This window comes from Prauserella cavernicola, assembly GCF_016595675.1.
Classification (GTDB): Bacteria; Actinomycetota; Actinomycetes; order Mycobacteriales; family Pseudonocardiaceae; genus Prauserella_A; species Prauserella_A cavernicola.
In genome coordinates this window covers 80986-94605 of record NZ_JAENJH010000012.1, presented here as the reverse complement: position 1 = coordinate 94605, position 13620 = coordinate 80986, and the positions used below count along the sequence as shown (strand labels likewise).

The following is a 13620-nucleotide window of genomic DNA, read 5'->3' as shown; positions in this document are numbered from 1 at the left end:
CGATCGTCACCACGTCGGCCGACGCTAAGCAGCGGCGACCAATACGTCCAATACGCCGATGGCCGATAATCAATACCGTGGTGGATGACTCGACGGATGCCCCGCTCACGGCCGACCTCGCGGCGCACGCTCCGCTCCTGCGCGTGCTCAGGGTCACCGGCAACGTCACCCGCGCGGCACAGCAGCTCGGCATCCCGCAGCCGACCGCGAGCAGGCGGCTGGCGCTGCTCGGCGAGCGCCTCGGCGCGCCCGTGATCGTCCCCGCGGGCCGCGGCATCCGGCTCACGCGCGCGGGCGAACTGCTCGCCGACGCCGCCGACCGCGCGCTCGACGTGCTCGACAAGGGCGTCCGGCAGGCCCGCGAGGAGATCGACCCGCAGCGCGGCCAGGTGGTGCTCGGCTTCCTGCACCTGATGGGCCGCTCGCTCGTGCCACGGCTGCTGCGCGACTTCCGCGCCACGCACCCGCACGCCCGGTTCAGCCTCGTGCAGGGCTCACGGCAGGACATCGTCGACAGGCTGCTCGCCGGCGCGATCGACCTGGCGCTGATCGCCCCTCCGCCCGAGGGCTCCGAGGTCGAGTCGGTGACGCTGACCGAGGAGGAGCTGTTCGTCTCGCTGCCACGAGGCCACCGCCTCGCCACGAGCGAGCGCGTGCGGCTGAGCGACCTGGCGGCCGAGGACTTCGTGCTGCTCGAGCACGGCTACGGCCTGCGGCGGATCACCGACGACCTGTGCGCGCGGGCGGGCTTCACCCCGAGGATCGCGTTCGAGGGCCAGGAGTCCGATACGGTGCGCGGCCTGGTCGCCGCCGGACTGGGCGTGGCCGTGCTACCGAAGTTCGGGCCCGGCACGCCGGCCGGGGTCACCGAGGTACCGCTCTCGCCCAGGGTCACGCGGGCGATCGGGCTGGCGTGGCCCTCGGCTCACCCACTGCCGCCCGCCGTCACGGCGTTCCGCGACTTCGTCAGGGACCGGGCTCAGCGACCGGCGTAGGACGCGGCGAGCTCCACGAGCGTGCGCGCGGAGAAGCCGGTGCCGCCGGGCACCACCTCGTCGTAGTTCTTCTCCGACCGCGCGGGGCCCGCGATGTCGAGGTGCGCCCACGGCAGGTCCGCGGTGAACTCGCGCAGGAACAACGCGGCCGTGATCCCGCCGGGACCGGGCGGAGCCTGCCGGACGTCGGCGATGTCGCTGCGCACGTCCTCGGCGTGGTCGGCCAGCAGCGGCATCCGCCACCACTGCTCCCCGGTGCGTTCCCCCGCGGCGAGCACGCGCTCGGCGAGTTCGTCGTCACTGGCGAACAGCCCGCCGGTGCGCAGGCCCAGCGCCACCTTCATGGCACCGGTCAGCGTCGCGACGTCCACGACCGCGTCGGGCCGGTAGCGCTGCACGCCGTACGCGATCGCGTCGGCGAGCACCATCCTGCCCTCGGCGTCGGTGTTGGCGACCTCCGTCGTCCGCCCGCCGTAGTGGCGCACCACGTCGCCGGGCCGGTAGGACGAACCGGACACGTGGTTCTCCGCCGCGGGCACCAGGCCGGTCACCCTGACGCCGAGCCGCAGCGCAGCGATGGCCCGCATCGCGGCGATCACCGCGCCACCGCCGGACATGTCGGTGCGCATCAGGTGCATGCCCTGCGCGGGCTTGATCGAGATGCCGCCGGTGTCGAATGTGATGCCCTTGCCGACCAGCAGCAGGTGCGTGGTGGCGCCGCGCGGCCGGTGGCTCAGCTCGATCAGCCGCGGCGGGCTCTCCGAGCCGCCGCCGACCGCGAGCACGCCGCCGAACGCCTGCGCCGAGAGCCAGTGCTCGTCCCGCACCGTCACCGAGAGCCCCGGCACCTCGCCGCCGACTCGCTCGGCGACGTCGGCGAGCCACGCCGGGTTCTTCACGTTGGCCGGGGCGTTGGCCAGGTCACGGGCCAGCGCGGACGCGGCGGCCAGCTCGCGGGCGCGGTCGACCGCCCCGGTGTACTCGGGCACCGCGCGCTCGTGCGCGGCCAGCAGCCGCACCGTGCGCACGCTCGCCGGGGGCTCGTCGGAGCTGACCGTGAAGCGGTAGCCGCCGAGCAGCGCGCCCGTGGCGAACGCCGCGACGTGCTCGGAGGACGCCTCGGCCGGCAGCGCGACGGCCACCCGCTTCGGGCTCCTCCGGCCCGCATCGGCCTCGGCCGCGGCGAACGAGCTGGCCGCGCGGACGAAAGCCGCGCCGGCGCAGCGGTACTGCTTCTCGGTGCCGTCGCCGACGCCGACGAACCACCGCGGGCCCTCGTCGCCGGGGACGAGCTGGACCTCACCTGCCTTGCCGGTGGCGCGCACCCTGACGGCGAGCTCGGAGTAGGCCGACTCGCCGTCAGGGGTGAGCACCGCCGCGAGCGGTTCCCCTCTGCGAGCGCTGTCGGCGACCTCGATGTCGAGCAGCCGGCTGGGTACGGACGGGAGCGGGGAGCGCGCCATTGACGGCCTCCAGGCACAGTGAAGACAGCCGGTCCGAACGTCGCCGGCCGGCGGTGGGGGCGGTTGGTACGTGACTAGCTGGTGGCCTCCTGAAGGGCCGCACCGAGGTCCTTGGCCTCCTCGGCCGACAGCTCGACGACGAGTCGCCCACCGCCCTCGAGCGGTACGCGCATCACGAGGCCCCGCCCCTCCTTAGTAACTTCGAGGGGACCATCTCCGGTCCGGGGCTTCATGGCCGCCATAGCGTGCTCCCTCCGTCTTCAAGCAGTGCCCGGCTCGCGCTCCTGGGAACAACCGGGTCGTGACCATTGTCCCCCATCAGCAACGGGCCGTGAACGCGGACCGATCTTAGCGTCGGCGCATCCACGCTGGTATGCGGCTCGCGGGGCTGTCAGACTCGCGTGGCCACCCAGACGAGAGGAGGGGTTTTCCCGTGACCACCGAGGACGTGCTGCTGCGGTCGGACCGCGACCGCGTGCGGACCCTGATCCTGAACCGCCCCAAGGCATACAACTCACTGACGGTCGAGTTGAAAGAGCGCCTGCTGGCCGAGTTGACGCAGGCTTCGGCCGACCCCGGCGTGCGGGCGATCGTGCTCACCGGAGCGGGCAAGGCGTTCTGCGCGGGCCAGGACCTCAAGGAGCACGTCGGGCTGTTGCAGGCCGGTGACGACGCGCCGCTGCGCACCGTCGGCGAGCACTACAACCCCATCGTCACGGCCATCGTCGAGGCGCCGAAGCCGGTGATCGCCGCCGTGAACGGTCCCGCCGCGGGTGCGGGCGCCGCGTTCGCCTACGCCGCCGACCTGCGCGTCGCGGCGAACTCGGCGAACTTCCTGATGGCCTTCGCCAACGTCGGTCTCGGCCCCGACTCGGGTGCCTCGTGGACGCTGCAGCGGCTGATCGGCTACGGCCGCGCCGCCGAGCTGATGCTGCTCGCCCGCACCGTCGGCGCCGAGGAGGCGCAGCGGATCGGGCTGGTCGGCGAGGTCGTCGCCGACGAGGACCTCGCGGGCAGGGCGCAGGAGGTGGCGGCGAAACTCGCCGCGGGGCCGACGGTCGCCTACTCCAAGATCAAGGGCACGCTCGCGACCGCCGCGGAGAGCACGCTGCGGGAGGCGCTCGCCGCCGAGGACGCCGCGCAGTCGGCGCTCGGGGCCACCGCGGACCACCACGAGGCCGTGGAGGCGTTCGTCGCCAAGCGCAAGCCGGACTTCACCGGCAGCTGAGCGAGGTCAGCCCGCGCGGAAGCAGCCCTCGACGTGGTCGTCGACCATGCCGGTGGCCTGCATCATCGCGTAGCACGTGGTGGGGCCGACGAAGGCGAAGCCGCGCTTCTTGAGTGCGCGCGCCATCGCCTTCGACTCGGCCGTCACCGCGGGCACGTCGGCCATCGTCGCGGGCCGCACGCGGCCGTCGCCGTCCGGCGCGAACGACCACAGCAGCTCGTCGAGCGGCTCGTCGAGCTCGGCCACCGCGCGGGCGTTGCCGACGGTCGCGGTGATCTTGGCCCGGTTGCGCACGATCGAGGCGTCGCCGAGCAGCCTGGCCACGTCGTCGTCGCCGAACGCGGCGACACGCTCCGGCTCGAACCCGGCGAACACCCGCCGGAACGCCTCGCGCTTGCGCAGGATCACCAGCCATGACAGCCCGGACTGGAACGCCTCGAGCGACAGGCGCTCGAACAGCGCGACCTCCCCGCGCAGGGGCACGCCCCACTCGGTGTCGTGGTACTCGGCGTAGTCCGGCGCCGAGTTGCCCCACGAACAGCGCCTGACGCCGTCCCTGCCGAGCAGCTCGCTCATCCGCCCACCGTGTACGACTCGGCGAAGCGCGCGAAGTTGTGCAGCGAACGGCGCAGGCCGAGGGAGAACGCGGGTTTCACCAGTGGCCAGCCGAGCCGTCCGACCACCCCGAACGGGAGCTCGAGCTGCTCGGACCAGATGAACACCGACTGGTTCGGGCCCTTGTCCTGCACGTGGAACGCGCCCGTCCCGCGCACGAGGAACCCGAGGTGGCGCACGGTGCAGCGCACCGGGGGCTCCCAGCTCGTGATCTCCATGGTGTCGGTGAAGCCGACACCGGCGAGCCCCGTGAACGCCTCCAGCCGCGAGCCGACGCTGCGGCCGTTGCCGGACACCACGCGCACGTCGGTGCCGAGCATCCATTCCCGCTGCTGGTGCCAGTCGGTGAGCGCGAGCCACGTGGTGCCTGCCGGAGCCTGGACGTCAACGGACACCACCAGGTCGGTCACTGGGACGCCTCGTGCTGGTTGCGCCGCGCGAGCTCGGCCTCGAGGTCGGCGACGCGCGAGCGCAGCCCGTCGATCTCCCCGCCGAGCCGCGTCATCACCCAGTCGACCTCCGACATCTTGTAGCCGCGCAGCACCAGCTGGAACTTGACCCCGCCCACGTCGTCACCGGTGATGTCCTCGGCGGGCAGCCGGGTCGGCGAGCTGCCGGGTGCCAGCGGCGCCAGTTCCTCGCCCCGCCCGAACACGACGGCCGCGAGCAGGAACACCACGGCGGCCACGAGCAGCATCACGACGAGATAGATGAGCGCGGTGGTCACGCCCCGATCGTGGCACACCACCGCCGTCCGCGCGGGAGAGCCACCGCGGTGAAGGGCACCTTTACCGCGTTGAATGCAGTAAAGGTGCCCTTCACCGCGGTCGGGGTGATCCGTTCCCGGGGGTCAGGACCTCACGCAGGGGTGGGCGGTCGGCCACCTCGACGTCGGTGTGTTCCGGCAGCCACTCCCCCGAGACCTGGGCGAACTGGGTCAGCCCCTCGCCGGAGGCCTCGATGCCGCAGCGGGCCAGTGCGGTGCCGAGGATCTGGCGCGCCATCACGCCGAGTTGCAGCAGCGAGCGGTTGCGGTGCTTGCGCACACCGAGGTTCACCTGCGCGAGCGCGTCGATCCCGTGCCGAGCCTCGGCGTCGAGCAACAGCCCGATCTCCACGCCGTAGCCGGTGGCGAACGGCACCGACTCCAGCAGCTCACGCGTGGCCGCGTACTCGCCGCCGAGCGGCTGCACCAGCCCGGACAGCGCGGGCCGCAGCGCTGCGAGCAGCGGCCTTGCCACGAGCTCGGTCACCCGCCCGCCGCCGGTGCCCAGCTCGGCGGTCTCGAGTCGCAGCGGCCTGCGGTAGAAGCCCTTCACCAGGTGCACGCCGTCTTCGCACAGCAGCGGCCCGAGCAACGCCGGCACGAAACCGGGGTCGGGCTCCACGAGGTCGGAGTCGAGGAAGACCACCACGTCGCCGCTGGTGGCGGCCAGCGAGCGCCACAGCACCTCGCCCTTGCCGGGCACCGGCGCCCACTCGGGCAGCACGTCCTCGCGGTGCACCACCCGGGCGCCCGCCGCCGCGGCGACCTCGGCTGTGCCGTCGGAGGAACCGGAGTCGACGACCACGAGCTCGTCCACGAGGGTGCCCACGAGCGGCAGCACCGACGCGACGACCTCGCCCACCGTCTCGGCCTCGTCCAGCGCGGGCAGCACCACGGAGACCGTGCGCGCACCCTTGGCCAGCCGCAGCTCATCGGCCGTCCATTGTGGATACTGCCAGGTTCGCCGGGCGAACCACCGCTCGTTCATGACATCCGATCGTGCCATGCTGGGTCGACTACGCCGCTGGAGGAGATGTGCTGCAACTGCTGATCCGCCGGATACTCGCGCCGCTGGCCAGGCTCGTGTACCGGCCGGTCGTGGTGGGTTCGGAACGGGTGCCGACGGACGGGCCGGTGATCCTGGCCGCCAACCACCGCTCCGCCGCCGACACCTTCGTGATCCCGATCGTGACGCCCCGTCCCGTGGCGTTTCTCGGCAAGGCGGAGTACTTCATCGGCAAGGGCCCGAAGGCCCGGCTGATGGCGGCGTTCCTCTCCGCGCTGGGCTACGTGCCCGTCGAGCGCGGCAACGCCAAGGCGGGACTGGCGGCGCTCGGCGCCGCGCGCAAGGTGCTCGACGCGGGCGGCGCGTTCGGCATCTACCCCGAGGGCACGCGCTCGCTCGACGGCCGCCTGCACCGCGGGCACACCGGCGTCGGCGCGCTGGCGCTCGCGACGGGCGCACCGGTGGTGCCGGTGGCGCTCGTCGGAACGCAACAGCTGCTGCCGCACGACAAGAAGATCCCGAGGCTCGCGAAGGTCACGGTGCGCTTCGGCGAGCCGCTGGACTTCTCGCGTTACGAAGGGCTCAAGGAGTCGCCCGCCATCCGCCGCGCGGTGACCGACGAGATCATGTACGCGATCATGGAGCTGTCCAAGCAGGAGTACGTGGACGCCTATCACAAGCGTCCCGACGCGGCCTGAGCTCTCAGTCCTGCGCCCACTTGTCCATCGGCACGGCCTCGTGCCGGGCGAACCTGTCGAGCAGGGCCACCGGGTCGGCGTCGATGGTGATCAGCTCGCGGCTGGCCCGGTTGAGGAACCCCTCGGCCGACATGTGGTCGATGAACTCGCCGAGCTTGGCGAAGTAGCCCGAGATGTCCACCAGGCCCACGGGCTTGGCGTGCAGACCGAGCTGCGCCCAGGTCCAGACCTCGAACAGCTCCTCGAGCGTGCCCGCGCCGCCGGGCAGGGCCAGGAACCCGTCCGACAGCTCGGCCATCGTGGCCTTGCGCTCGTGCATGTCCTCCACGACGCGCAGCTCGGTGAGGTCGTGGTGCGCGATCTCCACCCGCATCAGGTGCTTGGGGATCACGCCGATCACCTCGCCGCCCGCCGCGAGCGCGGCGTCGGCGACGGCGCCCATCAGGCCCACGCTCGCCCCGCCGTAGACCAGGCCGAGGCCGCGCTCGGCGAGCAGCGTGCCCAGCTTGGCGGCCTCCTCGGAGTAGTCCGGGCTGGTGCCCGCCGACGAGCCGCAAAAGACGCAGATCCGTCGCACTAGTGAGCTTCCTCCCACGCCTTGTATGCCTCGAGCACGATGCCCACAGCGTCGTCGATGTCGTCGGTGACGTGCAACAGCGCCGCGTCGCGCTCGCCGATCTTGCCTTCGGCCAGCACCGTGTCGCGGACCCAGTCGTAGAGCCCGCCCCAGTACTCGCTGCCGAACAGCACCACCGGGAACTTCGTGACCTTCTTCGTCTGCACGAGCGTGAGAGCCTCGAACAGCTCGTCCAGCGTGCCGAACCCGCCGGGCAGGCAGATGAAGGCCTGCGCGTACTTGATGAACATCGTCTTGCGGGTGAAGAAGTAACGGAAGTTCACGCCGAGGTCGACCCACGGGTTCAGGCCCTGCTCGAACGGCAGCTCGATGCCCAGCCCGATCGAGAGCCCGCCCGCCTCGGAGGCGCCGCGGTTGACGGCCTCCATCGCGCCGGGGCCGCCGCCGGTGATCGCGGCGAAACCCGCGTTGGCCAGCGCCGCACCGATGTCGCGGCCGAGCTGGTACTCGGGGTGCTCCCTCGGGGTGCGCGCCGAACCGAACACGGTGACCGCGCGCGGCACCTCGGCGAGCGCGCCGAAGCCCTCGACGAACTCGGCCTGGATGCGCATCACCCGCCACGGGTCGGTGTGCACCCAGTCGCTCGGGCCCCGCGAGTCCAGCAGGCGCTGGTCGGTCGTGGAGTCCTCGGCCTGCCGTCCCCTGCGGAGCACGACCGGACCGCGGTGGCGTTCCGGCGGGTGTTCCTCGTCGTCTCGGACGCTGTGCGTCACCTGGTCACTCACAGCGCCCAGCCTAGAGTCACGCGGCCAGGAACGACCTGAGCACCTCGGCGACACGGCGGATCTCGATGGTGGCCACGTGCTCCTGCTGCGTGTGCGCCAGCGTCGGGTCGCCGGGGCCGAAGTTCACCGCGGGCATCCCGAGCGCGGCGAACCGGGCGACGTCGGTCCAGCCGAGCTTCGCGGCCGCCGTGCCACCCGCCGCCGCGACCAGCTCGGCCGCCGCCGGTGCGCCGAGCCCCGGCAGGGCGCCCGGCGAGCTGTCGACCACGGTCAGGTCGAACCCGTCGAAGACCTCGCGCAGGTGCTGCTCGGCCTGTTCTGGGCTGCGGTCGGGCGCGAAGCGGTGGTTGACGGCCAGCACGGCCGAGTCCGGCACGACGTTGCCCGCGATCCCGCCGCCGATGCGCACGGCCTGCAAGCCCTCGCGGTAGGTCAGCCCGTCGATCTCCACGACCCTCGGCTCGTAGGAGGTGAGGCGGCGCAGCGGCTCGCCGAGCGCGTGGATGGCGTTGCTGCCCATCCACGCACGCGCCGTGTGGGCCCGCGTCCCCGCGGTGCGCAGCTCGACGCGCATGGTGCCCTGACAGCCCGCCTCGATCACGGCGTTGGACGGCTCGCCGACGATCGCGAGGTCGCCCTCGAGCCAGCCGGGCAGCTCACGCTCGATGCGGCCGAGGCCGTTGCGCACCGCCTCGACCTCCTCGCAGTCGTAGAACACGAAAGTCACGTCGTGCCGTGGCTCCGGCAGCGTGGCGGCGAGGTGCAGGAACACCGCGTCGCCGCCCTTCATGTCCACCGTGCCCAGACCGTGCAGCACCTCGTCGTCGCCGGTACCGGTGCGCTTGCCGGGCAGGTTCCCGTTCACCGGCACGGTGTCGAGGTGCCCGGCCAGCACCACCCGCGACTCCCGCCCCAGCGACGTGCGCGCCAGCACGGCGTCGCCGTCGCGCGTCACCTCGAGGTGAGGGGCCTGCGCGCGCAACGCGGTCTCCACGGCGTCGGCGATCGCGGCCTCCTCCCCGGAGACGCTGGCGATGTCGACGAGTGCGGCGGTGAGGTCGACGGGGTCGGCGTGCAGGTCGAGCGAGGCCATGGGCAGCACCGTATCCCGCGGTGCGTACGGTTGATACGTGCGTACCCGTGCTGTTCTGGTCGCCGCCGTGGCGGTGCTGCTGTCATTGTCGGGCTGTTCGCGCGAGGCGGGCCCGACCCCGAAGGGAGCCGCGGCCGACCCGGGCCCCGGCGCACTTCAGATGAAACTCGAGGCCCTCACCACCGACGTCTGCTTCACCGAACCCACGCAGGTGGACTCGCCCGGCTGCGAGAAGTTCGTGACGCAGCTCGGCACCATGCCGGGCATGGCGCAGAAGTTCGCCGGCACGGAGCATCCGGAACTCGCCGAGGCCGGCCGCGAACTCGACCAGCTGATCCGCGCGTACCGGGCCGGAAACTGCGGCAACGAGGGTTCCGACGAGTGCACGGACATCCTGGTCGACATGTCGACGACGCTCGGCCAGGTCGAGGCCGGAGTGTCGAAGTTGCCCGAAGTCACGACGCAGTCGAGCTGAGCCGCGGGTTACGGTTACGGCCGTGAGTGAGCAGACCCCCAACCCGGAAACCACCGGCGCGACCGGTGTCGGCCTGGCCACCGTCACCACCGACGGCACAGTGCTCGACACCTGGTTCCCGAATCCGAAGCTGACGACCGACGGCGAGTCGGGCACCACGCGCCTGTCGGGCGAGGAGACCGCCGAGCTACTCGGTGAGGCCGCCCTCGCGCTGCTCGGCACGGACACCGACCGCGGGGTCGAGGTCGTCGCCGTGCGCACCTCGATCGCCTCGCTGTCGAAGGCCCCCGCCGACGCGCACGACGTGTACCTGCGCCTGCACCTGCTGTCGCACCGGCTCGTCCGGCCCCACGGGCTCAGCCTCGACGGCCAGTTCGGGCTGCTGTCCAACGTGGTGTGGACCAACCACGGCCCCTGCCCGGTCGACGGCTTCGAGGCCACGCGCCTGCGCCTGCGCGCGAAGGGCCCGGTGACCGTCTACAGCGTGGACAAGTTCCCGCGCATGGTCGACTACGTGACGCCCGGCGGCGTGCGGATCGGCGACGCCGACCGCGTGCGCCTCGGCGCCCACCTCTCGAGCGGCACCACGGTCATGCACGAGGGCTTCGTGAACTTCAACGCGGGCACGCTGGGCGCCTCGATGGTCGAGGGCCGGATCTCGGCGGGCGTCGTGGTGGGCGACGGCAGCGACGTCGGCGGCGGCGCCTCGATCATGGGCACGCTCTCCGGCGGCGGCACCGAGGTGATCTCGGTCGGCGAGCGCTGCCTCATCGGCGCCAACGGCGGGGTCGGCATCTCGCTGGGCGACGACTCGGTCGTCGAGGCCGGGCTCTACATCACGGCGGGCACCAAGGTGGCCATCGACGGCAAGTCCGTGAAGGCGCGCGACCTCTCCGGCGTCTCGGGTGTGCTGTTCCGCCGCAACTCGGCGACGGGCGCGGTCGAGGCAGTCCCGCGCGAGGGCACGGGCATCGAACTCAACGCGGCCCTGCACGCGAACGACTGACCGGTGGGTGGCTACGCCCAGGCGTAGCCACCCGGCCCCGCGTGCCAAGGCCAGCCCGCGAGTCCCCCGCCAAAGCGCGCGAGTCCCCCGCTCCAGACCGCGAGTCCCCCGCTCAGGCGCGCGAGTTCCCCGCCAAGGCGTGCGAGTTCCCCGCCAAGGCGTGCGAGTCCCCCGCTCCGGCGCGCGAGTTCCCCATTCCAGCGCGCGAATTGCCCATCCGGGCACCGACCGCGTGCCCGATTGCGAGTCGCGTCCGCGGCGAGCACGTGGACTGGTGACCGGGAACGCGACGGCCGCCGCTCCACAGCGCGCCACTCGCCGCCCGGACTGCAGAACTCGCATGCCCGAGCGGGGGACTCGCGCGCCTGGGTGGGGGACTCGCGGCGCCGGTCAGGGCGTCAGGCGGGTTGCGGCTGTTGACACTCGTTCGTCGGTCGCCGTCAGGGCGACTCGGACGTGCTTGCCGCCTCGCGGGCCGTAGAACGTGCCCGGCGCGACCAGGATGCCTCGCTCGGCGAGCCAGCCGACCGTGTCGGCCGAGTCCTCGTCCCTCGTCGCCCACAGGTACAGGCCCGCCTCGGAGTGGTCGATGCGGAAACCGCTGTCCTGCAACGCCGTGCGCAGCACCTCACGCCGCCCCGCGTAGCGCTCACGCTGGACGAACAGGGCCTTGTCGTCGGTCAGCGCGACGGTCATGGCCTCCTGCACCGGCCTCGGCACGATCATGCCCGCGTGCTTGCGCACGGCCAGGACCTTGCGCACCAGTTCCGGGTCGCCGGTGACGAAGCCCGCCCGGTAGCTGGCCAGGTTCGCCGACTTCGACAGCGAGTGCACCGCGAGCAGCCCGTCGAGGCTGCCGCCGTTCACCTCGGGGTGCAGCACCGACACCGGTTCGCTCTCCCACGCGAGCGCCAGGTAGCACTCGTCGGAGACGACGATCGTGCCCCGTTCGCGCGCCCACTCCACGACCTTGCGCAGGTGGTCGACACCGAGCACGCGCCCGGTGGGGTTCGAGGGCGAGTTGAGCCAGAGCACCGCGGGCTTCTGCGGCCCGAGCTGCGTCAGACCGTCGGCGCGCAGCACCGAGGCGCCCGCGAGCAGCGCGCCGACCTCGTAGGTCGGGTACGCCAGCTCGGGGATGACCACGGTCGAGCCCGCGCCGGCGCCGAGCAGCGTCGGCAGCCACGCCACCAGCTCCTTGGAGCCGATGGTGGGCAGGACGGCGTCGGGGTCGAGCCCGTCGATGCCGTGCCGCCTGCGCAGCGCGTCCACCGCCGCGGCGCGCAGCTGTGGCGTGCCGTGCGTGGTGGGGTAACCGGGGATGTCCGACACCGAGGCCAGCGCGTCGCGGATGGCCTCCGGCACGGGATCCACCGGGGTGCCGACCGAGAGGTCGACGATGCCGTCCGGGTGGGCCCGTGCCGTCGCGGTGTGCTCCGCCAGCGAGTCCCAGGGAAAGTCGGGTAGCGCGGCGGTCATTCGCCCTGCGGGGGCAGGTCCTTGATCCACTGCGGGTCGTGGGAGGTCTTGCCGACCTTCGACGCGCCGCCAGGCGAACCGAGCTCGTCGAAGAAGTCGACGTTGGCCTTGGTGTAGCCGTTCCACTCGTCGGGGACGTCGTCCTCGTAGTAGATGGCTTCCACCGGACAGACCGGCTCGCAGGCTCCGCAGTCGACACACTCGTCGGGGTGGATGTAGAGCATCCGGTCGCCCTCGTAGATGCAGTCGACGGGGCACTCGTCGATGCATGCCTTGTCGAACACGTCGACGCAGGGCTCGGCGATCACATAGGTCACTGCGTTCTCCTGCTGTTTCTCTGGTCTGGCCCGCTCACGGACATTACGCGGTCCCGGCAGGCATTCTAAGCTGAGGCCACCCTTATCAGGGCCCTGTCAGAGGGGTCGGTCACAGCCTCTTGTCGCGGCCGGTCTGGGGCGGGGTCCGCATGTCCCCCGTGACCACGAAACGCGGCTGCTCCTGCGGCTCGGTGTCGCCCTCTTCCTTCTCCCGCTTGGCTCCCACCGCCCGGTTGAAGCCGTCGGAGATCTCTCGCACCAGGTCCTCGTTGTGCCGGTCGTCCTTGCGCGCGATGCTCATCAGCTCTCCTTTCGGCGTCTTTCGCTGTCTTTCGCTGCCTTTGGTACCAATCTAGTCGTGACCGAGGCCGGGCAGATCGAAAACGCGTGCGCGGACGCGTGGCCGGCGCTGACCGAGCGGCGTCTCGGTGGGTGGCGGCTGCGGGCGGCGGGCGGCTTCACGGGCAGGGCCAACAGTGCGCTGGCGGTCGGCGACCCCGGCACCGGCCTGGCCTCCGCGCTGGAGACCGTGTGTGACTTCGCCCACGCGCAGCGGATCGATCCCGTGGTGCAGACGATCAAGGACGGACCCCTCGAGCCGGCCCTGCGCGAGCACGACTGGCGGCCCTACGCCGAGTACGCGGGAGGCCACGAGGTCGCGGTGCTGCTCGGCGGCATCGACAGCACCACCAGGGACCCGCGCGTGCGAGTGCTCGACGCGCCGACTCCGGGCTGGTGGCGGCTCACGGTGGGCGGCACGGAGCCGACCGAGGCACAGCGGCGGGTGCTCACCAGCGGCCCCGCGGTGGGCTTCGGTGTGGCCGAGGTCGACGGCGGGACGGCGGGCTCCGTGCGCGGCGCGGTGGCCGACGGGCTGCTGCTGGTCGCGCGGCTCGCGGTGGACCCGGCCTTCCGCAGGCGCGGGCTGGCGACCGCGCTGATGTCGGGCATCGGCGAGTGGGGCGCGGCCCAGGGTGCTACCCGCTGTGTTCTGCAGGTCTCGGTCGGTAACTCCGGCGCACTGGACCTCTACGCCGGTCTGGGTTTCCGCGAGCACCACCGGTACCGCTACTGGGTTCCGTGGAAGGATCGGGCGTCGTGAGGGAAAGGCAGGCGC

Annotated in this window: 18 protein-coding genes; 6 read left to right on the top strand and 12 right to left on the bottom strand. The window is 72.2% G+C overall.

Features of this window, described 5'->3' with window-relative positions; translation table 11 throughout:
- Positions 1–77: 77 nt before the first annotated feature.
- A complete protein-coding gene (locus tag JHE00_RS31605) occupies positions 78–995 on the top strand; it encodes a LysR family transcriptional regulator (protein ID WP_200325284.1) in 918 nt (305 codons plus the stop codon).
- Here the strand turns inward: JHE00_RS31605 and JHE00_RS31600 are convergent.
- The gene (locus tag JHE00_RS31600) at positions 980–2458 is read right to left on the bottom strand and encodes a leucyl aminopeptidase (protein ID WP_200325282.1); all 1479 of its coding nucleotides are present in this window, start codon (positions 2456–2458) and stop codon (positions 980–982) included. The genes JHE00_RS31605 and JHE00_RS31600 overlap by 16 nt on opposite strands.
- 74 nt (positions 2459–2532) lie before the next feature.
- Complete coding sequence (locus JHE00_RS31595) at positions 2533–2700, bottom strand: DUF3117 domain-containing protein (protein WP_009152618.1); 168 nt, start codon at positions 2698–2700, stop codon at positions 2533–2535.
- A gap of 191 nt (positions 2701–2891) precedes the next feature.
- Here JHE00_RS31595 and JHE00_RS31590 point away from each other — a divergent pair, with 191 nt between their 5' ends.
- Positions 2892–3686 (top strand): enoyl-CoA hydratase-related protein, encoded by a 795-nt coding sequence (locus JHE00_RS31590; protein WP_200325280.1) that lies wholly within the window; start codon positions 2892–2894, stop codon positions 3684–3686.
- Between the two features lie 6 nt (positions 3687–3692).
- Here JHE00_RS31590 and JHE00_RS31585 read toward each other — a convergent pair whose 3' ends face one another.
- From JHE00_RS31585 to JHE00_RS31570, 4 genes are all read right to left on the bottom strand, one after another.
- The gene (locus JHE00_RS31585; protein ID WP_200325278.1) at positions 3693–4262 is read right to left on the bottom strand and encodes a DNA-3-methyladenine glycosylase I; all 570 of its coding nucleotides are present in this window, start codon (positions 4260–4262) and stop codon (positions 3693–3695) included.
- A complete protein-coding gene (locus tag JHE00_RS31580; protein WP_200325276.1) occupies positions 4259–4711 on the bottom strand; it encodes an SRPBCC family protein in 453 nt (150 codons plus the stop codon). The genes JHE00_RS31585 and JHE00_RS31580 overlap by 4 nt, the downstream gene beginning before the upstream one ends.
- Positions 4708–5028, bottom strand: a complete 321-nt coding sequence (locus tag JHE00_RS31575) for a DivIVA domain-containing protein (RefSeq protein ID WP_200325274.1) — start codon at positions 5026–5028, stop codon at positions 4708–4710. Before JHE00_RS31575 ends, JHE00_RS31580 begins: the two co-directional genes overlap by 4 nt.
- 91 nt (positions 5029–5119) lie before the next feature.
- A complete protein-coding gene (locus JHE00_RS31570; protein WP_200325272.1) occupies positions 5120–6055 on the bottom strand; it encodes a glucosyl-3-phosphoglycerate synthase in 936 nt (311 codons plus the stop codon).
- 47 nt (positions 6056–6102) lie between these two features.
- Between JHE00_RS31570 and JHE00_RS31565 the strand changes: the two genes are divergently transcribed.
- Complete coding sequence (locus JHE00_RS31565) at positions 6103–6771, top strand: lysophospholipid acyltransferase family protein (protein WP_200325270.1); 669 nt, start codon at positions 6103–6105, stop codon at positions 6769–6771.
- Positions 6772–6775: 4 nt separating this feature from the next.
- Here JHE00_RS31565 and JHE00_RS31560 read toward each other — a convergent pair whose 3' ends face one another.
- Genes JHE00_RS31560 through dapE form a run of 3 tightly spaced genes read right to left on the bottom strand, consistent with a single transcriptional unit; the run spans position 6776 to position 9226 of the window.
- Entirely contained in the window at positions 6776–7348 is a 573-nt protein-coding gene (locus tag JHE00_RS31560; protein ID WP_200325268.1) for an LOG family protein, read from the bottom strand.
- Positions 7348–8133, bottom strand: coding sequence for an LOG family protein (locus JHE00_RS31555; RefSeq protein ID WP_307832202.1), 786 nt, complete (start codon positions 8131–8133; stop codon positions 7348–7350). Before JHE00_RS31555 ends, JHE00_RS31560 begins: the two co-directional genes overlap by 1 nt.
- Before the next feature lie 16 nt (positions 8134–8149).
- Complete coding sequence (dapE, locus tag JHE00_RS31550; RefSeq protein WP_200325266.1) at positions 8150–9226, bottom strand: succinyl-diaminopimelate desuccinylase; 1077 nt, start codon at positions 9224–9226, stop codon at positions 8150–8152.
- Between the two features lie 37 nt (positions 9227–9263).
- On the opposite strand from dapE, the gene JHE00_RS31545 reads away from it, so the two are divergent.
- Both JHE00_RS31545 and dapD read left to right on the top strand, forming a co-directional pair.
- A complete protein-coding gene (locus JHE00_RS31545) occupies positions 9264–9701 on the top strand; it encodes a hypothetical protein (protein ID WP_200325264.1) in 438 nt (145 codons plus the stop codon).
- A gap of 22 nt (positions 9702–9723) precedes the next feature.
- Complete coding sequence (gene dapD, locus JHE00_RS31540) at positions 9724–10707, top strand: 2,3,4,5-tetrahydropyridine-2,6-dicarboxylate N-succinyltransferase (RefSeq protein ID WP_200325262.1); 984 nt, start codon at positions 9724–9726, stop codon at positions 10705–10707.
- Positions 10708–11097: 390 nt separating this feature from the next.
- On the opposite strand, the gene dapC is transcribed toward dapD, so the two are convergent.
- The 3 genes from dapC to JHE00_RS31525 form a co-directional block, all read right to left on the bottom strand.
- Positions 11098–12186 (bottom strand): succinyldiaminopimelate transaminase, encoded by a 1089-nt coding sequence (gene dapC / locus JHE00_RS31535; protein WP_200325260.1) that lies wholly within the window; start codon positions 12184–12186, stop codon positions 11098–11100.
- On the bottom strand, positions 12183–12503 hold the full coding sequence (gene fdxA / locus JHE00_RS31530; RefSeq protein ID WP_200325258.1) for a ferredoxin: 321 nt from the start codon (positions 12501–12503) through the stop codon (positions 12183–12185). The genes dapC and fdxA overlap by 4 nt, the downstream gene beginning before the upstream one ends.
- 109 nt (positions 12504–12612) lie before the next feature.
- Positions 12613–12804, bottom strand: coding sequence for a hypothetical protein (locus tag JHE00_RS31525; protein ID WP_200325256.1), 192 nt, complete (start codon positions 12802–12804; stop codon positions 12613–12615).
- A gap of 57 nt (positions 12805–12861) precedes the next feature.
- On the opposite strand from JHE00_RS31525, the gene JHE00_RS31520 reads away from it, so the two are divergent.
- Positions 12862–13605 carry a GNAT family N-acetyltransferase gene (locus tag JHE00_RS31520; RefSeq protein ID WP_200325254.1) on the top strand — a complete coding sequence of 248 codons (744 nt, stop codon included), beginning with the start codon at positions 12862–12864 and terminating at the stop codon, positions 13603–13605.
- The last annotated feature ends 15 nt before the right edge of the window (positions 13606–13620 follow it).

Excerpts from the sequence above, each read along its gene's own strand:
- JHE00_RS31600 (WP_200325282.1), bottom strand. The coding sequence starts at position 2,458 with ATGGCGCGCTCCCCGCTCCCGTCCGTACCCAGCCGGCTGCTCGACATC.
- JHE00_RS31595 (WP_009152618.1), bottom strand. The coding sequence starts at position 2,700 with ATGGCGGCCATGAAGCCCCGGACCGGAGATGGTCCCCTCGAAGTTACT.
- JHE00_RS31585 (WP_200325278.1), bottom strand. The coding sequence starts at position 4,262 with ATGAGCGAGCTGCTCGGCAGGGACGGCGTCAGGCGCTGTTCGTGGGGC.
- JHE00_RS31570 (WP_200325272.1), bottom strand. The coding sequence starts at position 6,055 with ATGAACGAGCGGTGGTTCGCCCGGCGAACCTGGCAGTATCCACAATGG.
- dapE (WP_200325266.1), bottom strand. The coding sequence starts at position 9,226 with ATGGCCTCGCTCGACCTGCACGCCGACCCCGTCGACCTCACCGCCGCA.
- dapC (WP_200325260.1), bottom strand. The coding sequence starts at position 12,186 with ATGACCGCCGCGCTACCCGACTTTCCCTGGGACTCGCTGGCGGAGCAC.
- JHE00_RS31525 (WP_200325256.1), bottom strand. The coding sequence starts at position 12,804 with ATGAGCATCGCGCGCAAGGACGACCGGCACAACGAGGACCTGGTGCGA.